The following is an 8979-nucleotide window of genomic DNA, read 5'->3' on the forward strand; positions in this document are numbered from 1 at the left end:
GCTTGTATGTGTTTCTTTTGGGGGTAATCCAAAAGAAGATAACCAAATCCGCACCCGAGGACAAAGTCCGAACGGAACGAAGTTAAATCAGCGAGTTAAGGAATAGAGAAATTGGAAATCGAGAATATAATGACTCAGTTTATAACTACAAAATTGAATATTCAGTAGTATCAAAGCGAATCTGAGAATCAGCAAGTCAAGGAATAGAGAAATTGGAAATCGAGAATATAATGACCCAGTTTATAACTACAAAATTGAATATTCAGCAGGTTCAAAGCGAATCAGCATACAAAATAGAATATTCAATATACAATTCCCCATTTTATTTCTTTAATCTATATTTGTAGTGTATTAAGCAAACACAATCATGAATAAAATTTTAATCGTTTTAGTAGTTTTTTTTACTTTTTTAGATTGTAAAAGCCAAGAAGTTATTAATGGTAAATTAGAGGTTAACCCCAAATTATATGAAACATTTTATAGTAACGGTAAATTAAAGTCTTCAATTTATATGCTTGAAGGTATAGCAAATGGGAGTGCAAAAATGTATTTTAGGAATGGTCAGCTACAAATTGAAGAATATCTTAAAAATGGTAAGATTGAGGGTAGCGTTAAAATATATTATAAAAACGGTCAATTAAAAGCCGAGGCATGTTATATCGAAGGTGTTTTAAATGGGACTACTAAATTATATTACAAACAGGGTCAATTAAAATCTGAAGTTAACTTTATAAATGGATTGGAAAATGGTACTACTAAAATGTATTTTAAAAATGGACAATTGAAATCTGAAGGAAATTTTATTGATGGGGTTGCAAATGGTACTACCATATATTATGATGAAAAAGGTAAACTGTTGTCTAAATTTTTTTTTGTTAATGGAATTGCTAATTAATATGAATAGCCCTGCTAATAACGATACAGTTTTTCAATGATTAAAAATAATAAATTAAACAGTAGTAGCTTCAATGTTGCTACTGTTTTTTTTGCATTTGGTTTGGAGTTAACATATGATTTGACCAATGCGGTTTATCTTGATTATAATCATAAATTGCTTCGGCTACTATTTTCTTCATTAAAGGCAATTCTAAATCATAGGTATCAATCATGAATTTTTATTTTAATATTCCATTTATCTGTTCTGCAATGGCATTTTCATACAGATCCGAATTTTCTGTTTTACTAAATTAATATAATTCTGTCGTTCCAATTGTGCATTTTGCTTCTTTAGAAGTTTTACTTTAGCTTCTCTCTCCATAATTTGTTGTTCTGGTGACTTTGACATATTCATTAGTGTTAAATTCTACCGATTTACCAAATTTTCTCAATCAATTTACAACTGTACTTCTAGATTGAATACCGTAATTACGACAAGAATCTGTGATACTTAATTATCCTAATTCAATTTCTTTGACTGGGTTAATCTTAAAACTTAAGGTGTAATCTCGTTGACTACGTTTTACATAACTGTTTGATTCTTACATAATGACTCTTTTTTGGATATCGTTATTTCAGGAAGGGTAGAGGACAAAGTCCAAACAAAACGAAGTTAAATCTTTACATCAGTAAACACAATTCCCCATTTCCCCATTTCCCTATTTCCCCATTTCCCCATTTCCCTATTTCCCTATTTCCCCATTTCCCCATTTCCCCATTTCCCCATTCCCCTATTTCCCCATTTCCCCATTTCCCTATTTCCCCATTCCCCATTTCCCCATTTCATTCCCTAATTCATTTTTAAATAAATTGTTTGTTTTCTAATTTCATTTTGATACTTTTATAAAATAGTTTTAAACTTAATTGAATTGCTTTTTTAAGCACAAATGGGGAATCGTGTGTAAACCACGTACTGTAGCGCAACTGTGAATAAACCATGAGTTTATGAGTCAGACCTCCACAATTAAGCCGACTTTGCTTTCGCATAAAAGTAAATGTCTGATTGTTTCTCTGTGGTTTATTAAACAGATTTACTTCCTGCATTTACTTTTTTAATTGTTTAATTATTAAAGTAAAAAAATGAGTATTTTTCAAAAACGCATCAATTACAAACCTTTCGAATATCCTGAAATATTGGAATTCACAAATGCTATTAATCAATCGTTTTGGGTGCATTCTGAAATTGATTTCACAGCCGATATTCAAGATTTCCACTCGCATTTAACACCAAACGAACAAGAAATTGTAAAACGTAGTTTGCTTGCCATTGCTCAAATTGAAGTCAATGTAAAAACCTTTTGGGGTGATTTGTATTTGCATCTTCCCAAACCAGAATTCAATGGATTGGGTAGTACGTTTGCGGAATGTGAATTCCGTCATTCCGAAGCTTATTCGCGTTTATTGGAAGTCCTTGGTTATAATAATGAGTTCGAAAAAGTAATTGAAATTTCGGTTATCGCAAAACGAATTCAGTACTTGTCAAATGCTTTAAAAAATGCTAAGTCTGATGACAAAAAAGATTATTTAAAATCTTTAATTCTGTTTACTATTTTAATTGAAAATGTTTCTCTATTCAGTCAATTTGCCATTATTTTATCATTTACTCGTTTTAAAGGAGTTATGAAAAACGTAAGCAACATCATTGCATGGACTTCTATTGACGAACAAATTCATGCCAATGCTGGTATTTTTATAATCAATAAAATACGAGAAGAATTTCCAGATTATTTTGATGAATTGACTACTAAAGAGATTAATGAAATTGTAATAGATTCTATAAATATTGAAGCTGAAATTTTAGATTGGATTTTTGAATTTGGTGAGTTAGATACCATCTCAAAACACAATCTTTTAAATTTTATGAAATTCAGAATAGATGAAAGCTTAGAGAAAATAGGATTTAATAAATTGTTCTATATTTCTGACGAAAGCTACCAACCCATGATTTGGTTTGAAGAAGAAATTTTCGCAAACAGCTTGGATGATTTTTTCGCAAAACGCCCAGTTGATTATACCAAACACGACAAAAGTATTACAGCAGACGATTTATTTTAATTCAAACTAAAAGAATGAGCATGGAAAGATTATGGTGGCTTAACGAAGAAAGCGAACAAATATTAAACAGAGGCTATTTATTAAAAGGAGAAACTACACAAAAAGCAATTGAACGAATTGCTTCTGCAGCCGCAAAAAGATTATATAAACCCGAACTAACTCAAGCTTTCATTGAAATGATTGAAAAAGGTTGGATGAGTTTATCATCTCCAATTTGGGCTAATATGGGAACCGAACGCGGATTACCCATTTCGTGTTTTAATGTGTATGTTCCAGATAATATCGAAAGCATTACGCATAAATTAGGCGAAGTAATTATGCAAACCAAAATTGGTGGTGGAACTTCGGGCTATTTTGGCGAATTACGCGAACGTGGAAGTGCCGTAACAGATAACGGAAAAAGTAGTGGGGCTGTGAGTTTTATGAAGCTTTTTGATACGGCAATGGATACAATTTCGCAAGGTGGTGTACGTCGTGGTGCTTTTGCCGCATATTTAGATATCGACCACGATGATATTAAAGAGTTTTTAGAAATTAAAAATATCGGAAGTCCAATTCAAAATTTGTTTACCGGAATTTGCGTACCTGATTATTGGATGCAGGATATGATTGACGGAGACAGAGATAAACGAGAAATTTGGGCTAAAGTTTTAGAAAGTCGCCAACAAAAAGGTTTACCTTATATTTTCTTTACCGATAATATCAATAGAAATAAACCTCAAGTTTATAAAGATAAAGAAATGCAAATTTTCTCAAGTAATTTATGTTCAGAAATTGCTTTACCATCATCTGCAAACGAATCGTTTATTTGTTGTTTATCTTCGATGAATTTGGAATTGTATGACGAATGGAAAGATACCGAAGCTGTAAAATTAGCTGTTTTCTTTTTGGATGCAGTTTTACAAGAGTTTATTGCAAAAACGGAGGATAATCATTATTTAAAATCCGCAAATACATTTGCAAAAAATCATCGGGCACTTGGGTTAGGAGTGATGGGGTGGCATTCGTATCTTCAGAAAAATAAAATTGCTTTTGAAAGTTTAGAAGCAAAAATGCAAACGAATATCATTTTTAAAAACATTCAAGAAAAAAGTATCAAAGCTTCACAAGAATTAGCTAGAATTTACGGTGAACCAGAAGTTTTAAAAGGTTATGGATTACGAAACACTACTTTAATGGCAATTGCTCCAACTACTTCTTCGTCTGCTATTCTAGGACAAACTTCTCCAGGTATTGAACCTTATAGCAGTAATTATTACAAAGCAGGTTTAGCAAAAGGGAATTTTATGCGTAAAAATAAATATCTGAAAATTTTACTTGAAGAAAAGGGGATTGATAACGAAGAAACTTGGCGAAGTATTATGTTAAATCACGGTAGTGTTCAACATTTAGAATCGTTAACTCAACAAGAAAAAGACATCTTTAAAACATTTAAAGAAATCAGTCAATACGAAATTGTATTACAAGCTTCCATACGACAAAAATATATTGACCAGGCTCAAAGTTTAAATTTAAACATTCCAGCTAACGTCCCGATTAAAGAAGTAAATAGATTAATGATTGAAGCTTGGAAGCTAGGCGTAAAAACCTTGTATTATCAACGTAGTCAGAGTGTGTCGAAAGAATTTGTTACAAATTTAGTTATTTGTTCAAGTTGTGAAGCCTAAATAAATTTAATTGTTTTTTTATTCTTAAAAAAATAGTCGAATATGTAAAAATAAAAAAATAATATGCGAGATTAATTATAAAAATTTGATAATTTCATAAATTGCATAGAATCAAATACTATTAAAAATGAATTTAGAAGAAAGAATTTCAAAATCAGAAACGCGTATATTTAAAGCTGTTTTTCCAAATACAACCAATCATTACGATACCCTTTTTGGAGGTACTGCAATGCACATGATGGACGAAGTTGCTTTCATTACAGCAACTCGTTTTTCACGTCAAACTATGGTAACGGTTTCATCTGATAAAATTGATTTCAATAAACCAATTCCAGCAGGAACTATTGTCGAGTTAGTAGGTAAAGTAACTCATGTAGGAAATAAAAGTTTAAAAGTTGACGTTGAAATATTTGTTGAACAAATGTATGAAGACGTTCGCTATTTAGCTGTTAAAGGACAATTTTCGTTTGTTGCCTTAGATCATGATAAAAAGCCAACTAACGTAATTAAAGAATAATTTTTAATAATCAGAGAATTTCTAGTATTATTAAATCTACGAAAAAAGCAAGCTGTCTGACTAAAAGATAGCTTGCTTTTTATTTTACTACATTTTACCTGTAGCACATTATAGTATTTCCACAGTTCCACAGATTTTTAAGCATTAATCTACGTAGGACATACAAGTTAAGTTACTTATTGTATGCATTGCATTCAAAATCTGTGCAAATTTAATTGTTAGTTAATTTAATCTATCAATTTGAATCAGTGCATCTGTGATAAAAGAATAATTAATTAAATATTAGATAGTTATTATTTGATAAATAATGCACTATGGGTATATCTCATATAGATTAATGCTAAATTAAATTATTTTAACATAGATTCTATTTCTTCAACTTCAAATCCACAATACAAACAGAGTTCTCGAATGGTAACGTAGCTGTGTTTACTTTTTTTGTAAAAGAACTTTATTTTTTCTAAAATTCTAACACTCTGTCTGTAGCTTTTTCCTGTAATGATTTGTATGTCTTTTGGATAAATACAAATTCGATTTGTTGTTTTTTTCATAAATAATTATGTTTTGATGGTAATAAACTTGGATTTAATTTTATTGTAATAAACCATACCTAATTTTGAATGTATCTGTTCTAGCGTAAAGTCACTAATAATATGGTAGGTATTTTTTGATTCAAATATTTTTTCAATCAAAATCCGCAGTATGCTATAATGTGATGCTGTGGATCGTTTACCAAAATCATCAAAACACCAAGAAGTATTTCTGTCGTCAAACAAATTCTCTAAATATGCTTTTCCATATTTTTTAAATTGATGTTCTATTTCGAGACAACTTATTATTTTAAAACTTTTAGAGGTATCTAAAATTGATTTAAGAATTACCATTAAAGCTGTTTTTCCACTATTTGATCTACCATTTACAAATAATCCTTCTTTTAATTCTAAAACATTAATGTTGTTTATGGTTTGATTGTATAAAAAAGCATCACGTATTTGTAGCAATGCATTAATCAATAAACCATTAATTCTAAAAGTATCTTCATAGACGAACCTTCCTATTTCTTGACAGCGTTTTAAATACTGGATTTTGTTGTACACTAAGTCTCTCGGTTCTTTTTTGTTAGTATCCATATTTTTTTTTTTAAGTGATTAACAAAACACGTAAAAGTAATTACGCTTATTTCCCAAGTTGGAAATTTTTAGGACGTTTTTATTACGTTTTGATACTAAAAATGCCATCTTGAACCATTTCATTTATTTATGTTTTTTAAAATATACACCTTTGTCATGTAATCAAGATTTAGTTGCAACACTCTGTATTACAATTTGTTTAACTCAATAAAAAAAATATTATGGCAGGACAAGATGGTATTATTAAATTAAAAGGAACACTAGGTGGCATTACCTTTTATAAATCAAAAGATGGTTATTTAGCAAGAGAAAAAGGAGGAATTGACCGTAAAAGAATTGCTAATGACCCTGCTTTTAAAAGAACGCGAGAAAATGGACAAGAATTTGGTACGGCAGGTAAGTATGGTAAGTTTCTAAGAAATGCTATTAGACCAATTCTACAGTCAGCATCTGACAAAAGGGTGGTGAGTAGATTGTTAAAAGTTTTGATGCAAATCATTAAAACCGATCAGGTTAATGAACGTGGATTACGAAATCCTGTGGATGGTGATTTAGAATTATTAAAAGGTTTTGAATTTAATAGTATGGGAGCATTATCAAGTAGTTTGTTCACTTCATATATCGCTACTCTAGATAGAATCACCGGGGAAGGAGAAATTGAGATACCTGAGATGATTCCAAATCAGTTGATTTCCGCACCGACAGGAACAACACATTTTAAATTCGTTTCTGCAGCTGCTGAAGTAGATTTTAGTCAAGGTAATTCTATTGCAGTTTACAGTAGTACACAAGAAATCCCTTGGAATAGTAATTCCATTCCATTGACAACACTTATTAACAACGTCACTCCAAACAGTACGTTGCCTTTATTACAAGTGCTTGGTATTCAGTTTTTTCAGCAGATAAACAATGTGTTTTATCCTTTAAATAATGGCATGTTTAATGCCTTGGCTGTCGTAAATATTGATAAAACTTAATGCTATGTTTATTTTAAAAAGAGTTTATCTTAAAGAAGCAACTCATGGTGAATTGCTTTTTAACAATGAGCATATTGCTTATACAATTGAACTTCCTTGGCTTGAAAATCAAAAACAAATTTCATGTATTCCCGAAGGGGAATATAATTTAAGAAGAAGATATTCAAAAAAGTTTAATTGGCATTGGATTGTTGAAAATGTTCCAAATCGTTCACATATTCTGATTCATCCAGCAAATGATGCATTAGTAGAATTGAAAGGTTGTATTGCTCCAGTGACAAAAATTTCCGGAAAAGGTAAAGGGCTGTTTTCTAGAAAGGCAATGCATGTTGTTTTAGAAATATTTGCTAAACACAAAGTAAATGGACAACTTAAATTATTAATTATTGGGCAAAGCCCAACTTAAAACTTAAATATTATGAATATAATTGAACGTGCACAAGCACCAACTCCGAATTTCTTTAAAACACTTAGAACTCTAGGATTAATCTTAGTGGCCGTAAGCGGTAGTGTTTTAACTGCTCCAATTGCATTACCAGCCGCAATAATTTCAATTGCTGGTTATATTGCAGTTGCTGGTACGGTATTATCTGCTGTCTCTCAAGTTACTGTTGATGATAATGCTAAACTCTCTAAACCTGTTCTTGAAAATGCCAAACTATAAACTTAGTTTTATGGGGGGGCTCTTATTTTCTTGGTACTATAGCTTTTCTGTTGGGGAAATCTACAAAACTATTTTTCTTGCAACGATTGGAGCAATTGTAAGTTTTATAGTTAGTTATCTATTAAGAAAAATTTTTAAAAAATAAATTTTAACAGTTTATAGATTAAAAAATATATTTAATCAATGATTGTGTTTTATTTTTATTCAAAACGCTTAAAATAAGATGAAGATGAATCTCGAATTTATTTGAGGTTCATCTTTTTATTTTCCAATCTAAATGTGATTATATAATTTTGTTTTATTAAAGAATCTACAGTTCAGGAGAATAACACAACCTTTCCTAGGGATGCAAAATTGTGTAAAAAGGTGATTGATTATTGCAACTGAATTGCCGTGAAAGAAGGGATAAGACAAAGATAACACTATACGAAAGTAAGCAAACAACTGGTTTGAAATACCTACAACGGTAAACATGCCAAACGTGCAAAAACAGAAAGAAAATCACAGCAACAACTCAAAACCATTGCCTTTATGTTAAATACGAGTACTAGAGCGCAATTTCACAATATAACAGCAAGATAATTACAAAGATTTACTGGCGCTTTACACTAAATCGGTCACACAAAAAAGAAACGATAAAGATAAAATTTACAGTATTCACAAACTTTGAACTCATTTTTTTTGTTAAGTAAAATACGAAAGTGAATAGAAATCTTATTTTCTCAACTCTACGATCAATCTATGATTAAATGTAATTAATATTGAAACATTTAAAAAGAATCAGAATCCTATTGTTAGCTTTAGTAAGAGCAGCTTTAACTAGTGTTAAATTTATCAACAAAACATATTTCACCGAAAAATTTTTGATACAAAAGGTTTAATTGTTTAAAATGTACTAAAGATGATTTTTGTTTTTTTGTGTCAAATAATGTTTTTTTATATATTTATGAAAAATATTAAATTTTATTACTATGAACCTGAATTCGATTATTAATACAAAGCTAACTGACTGGAATTTAGATGTTCAAATTTA

At 30.2% G+C, this 8979-nt stretch carries 10 protein-coding genes and 1 pseudogene; 7 read left to right on the forward strand and 4 right to left on the reverse strand.

Features of this window, described 5'->3' with window-relative positions; translation table 11 throughout:
• Positions 1-367 precede the first annotated feature (367 nt).
• On the forward strand, positions 368-895 hold the full coding sequence (locus EG240_RS15535) for a toxin-antitoxin system YwqK family antitoxin (protein WP_125020251.1): 528 nt from the start codon (positions 368-370) through the stop codon (positions 893-895).
• A gap of 79 nt (positions 896-974) precedes the next feature.
• On the opposite strand, the gene EG240_RS17010 is transcribed toward EG240_RS15535, so the two are convergent.
• A complete protein-coding gene (locus EG240_RS17010) occupies positions 975-1109 on the reverse strand; it encodes a hypothetical protein (RefSeq protein ID WP_262675471.1) in 135 nt (44 codons plus the stop codon).
• A gap of 23 nt (positions 1110-1132) precedes the next feature.
• On the reverse strand, positions 1133-1285 hold the full coding sequence (locus tag EG240_RS16550; protein WP_158612036.1) for a hypothetical protein: 153 nt from the start codon (positions 1283-1285) through the stop codon (positions 1133-1135).
• A gap of 731 nt (positions 1286-2016) precedes the next feature.
• Between EG240_RS16550 and EG240_RS15540 the strand changes: the two genes are divergently transcribed.
• The 3 genes and pseudogenes from EG240_RS15540 (at position 2017) to EG240_RS15550 (ending at position 5175) form a co-directional block, all read left to right on the forward strand.
• Complete coding sequence (locus EG240_RS15540) at positions 2017-2991, forward strand: ribonucleotide-diphosphate reductase subunit beta (RefSeq protein WP_125020252.1); 975 nt, start codon at positions 2017-2019, stop codon at positions 2989-2991.
• Positions 2952-4658, forward strand: a pseudogene (locus EG240_RS15545) (ribonucleoside-diphosphate reductase subunit alpha); the annotation flags it as partial. The gene EG240_RS15540 and the pseudogene EG240_RS15545, both read left to right, overlap by 40 nt.
• 127 nt (positions 4659-4785) lie before the next feature.
• Positions 4786-5175 (forward strand): acyl-CoA thioesterase, encoded by a 390-nt coding sequence (locus EG240_RS15550; RefSeq protein ID WP_125020254.1) that lies wholly within the window; start codon positions 4786-4788, stop codon positions 5173-5175.
• 350 nt (positions 5176-5525) lie between these two features.
• Here EG240_RS15550 and EG240_RS15555 read toward each other — a convergent pair whose 3' ends face one another.
• Positions 5526-5726 carry a hypothetical protein gene (locus EG240_RS15555; protein ID WP_125020255.1) on the reverse strand — a complete coding sequence of 67 codons (201 nt, stop codon included), beginning with the start codon at positions 5724-5726 and terminating at the stop codon, positions 5526-5528.
• Between the two features lie 6 nt (positions 5727-5732).
• Positions 5733-6305: a hypothetical protein gene (locus tag EG240_RS15560; protein ID WP_125020256.1), complete on the reverse strand. Its 573-nt coding sequence runs from the start codon at positions 6303-6305 to the stop codon at positions 5733-5735.
• A 221-nt stretch (positions 6306-6526) separates the two neighbouring features.
• Here EG240_RS15560 and EG240_RS15565 point away from each other — a divergent pair, with 221 nt between their 5' ends.
• From EG240_RS15565 to EG240_RS15575, 3 genes are read left to right on the forward strand one after another with little or no spacing between them, the layout of a single operon-like run.
• Complete coding sequence (locus EG240_RS15565) at positions 6527-7282, forward strand: hypothetical protein (RefSeq protein ID WP_125020257.1); 756 nt, start codon at positions 6527-6529, stop codon at positions 7280-7282.
• Positions 7283-7286: 4 nt separating this feature from the next.
• On the forward strand, positions 7287-7688 hold the full coding sequence (locus EG240_RS15570; RefSeq protein WP_125020258.1) for a DUF5675 family protein: 402 nt from the start codon (positions 7287-7289) through the stop codon (positions 7686-7688).
• A 12-nt stretch (positions 7689-7700) separates the two neighbouring features.
• On the forward strand, positions 7701-7946 hold the full coding sequence (locus tag EG240_RS15575) for a hypothetical protein (protein WP_125020259.1): 246 nt from the start codon (positions 7701-7703) through the stop codon (positions 7944-7946).
• Positions 7947-8979 lie beyond the last annotated feature (1033 nt).

The organism is Paenimyroides tangerinum, assembly GCF_003865405.1.
Taxonomy (GTDB): Bacteria; Bacteroidota; Bacteroidia; order Flavobacteriales; family Flavobacteriaceae; genus Flavobacterium; species Flavobacterium tangerinum.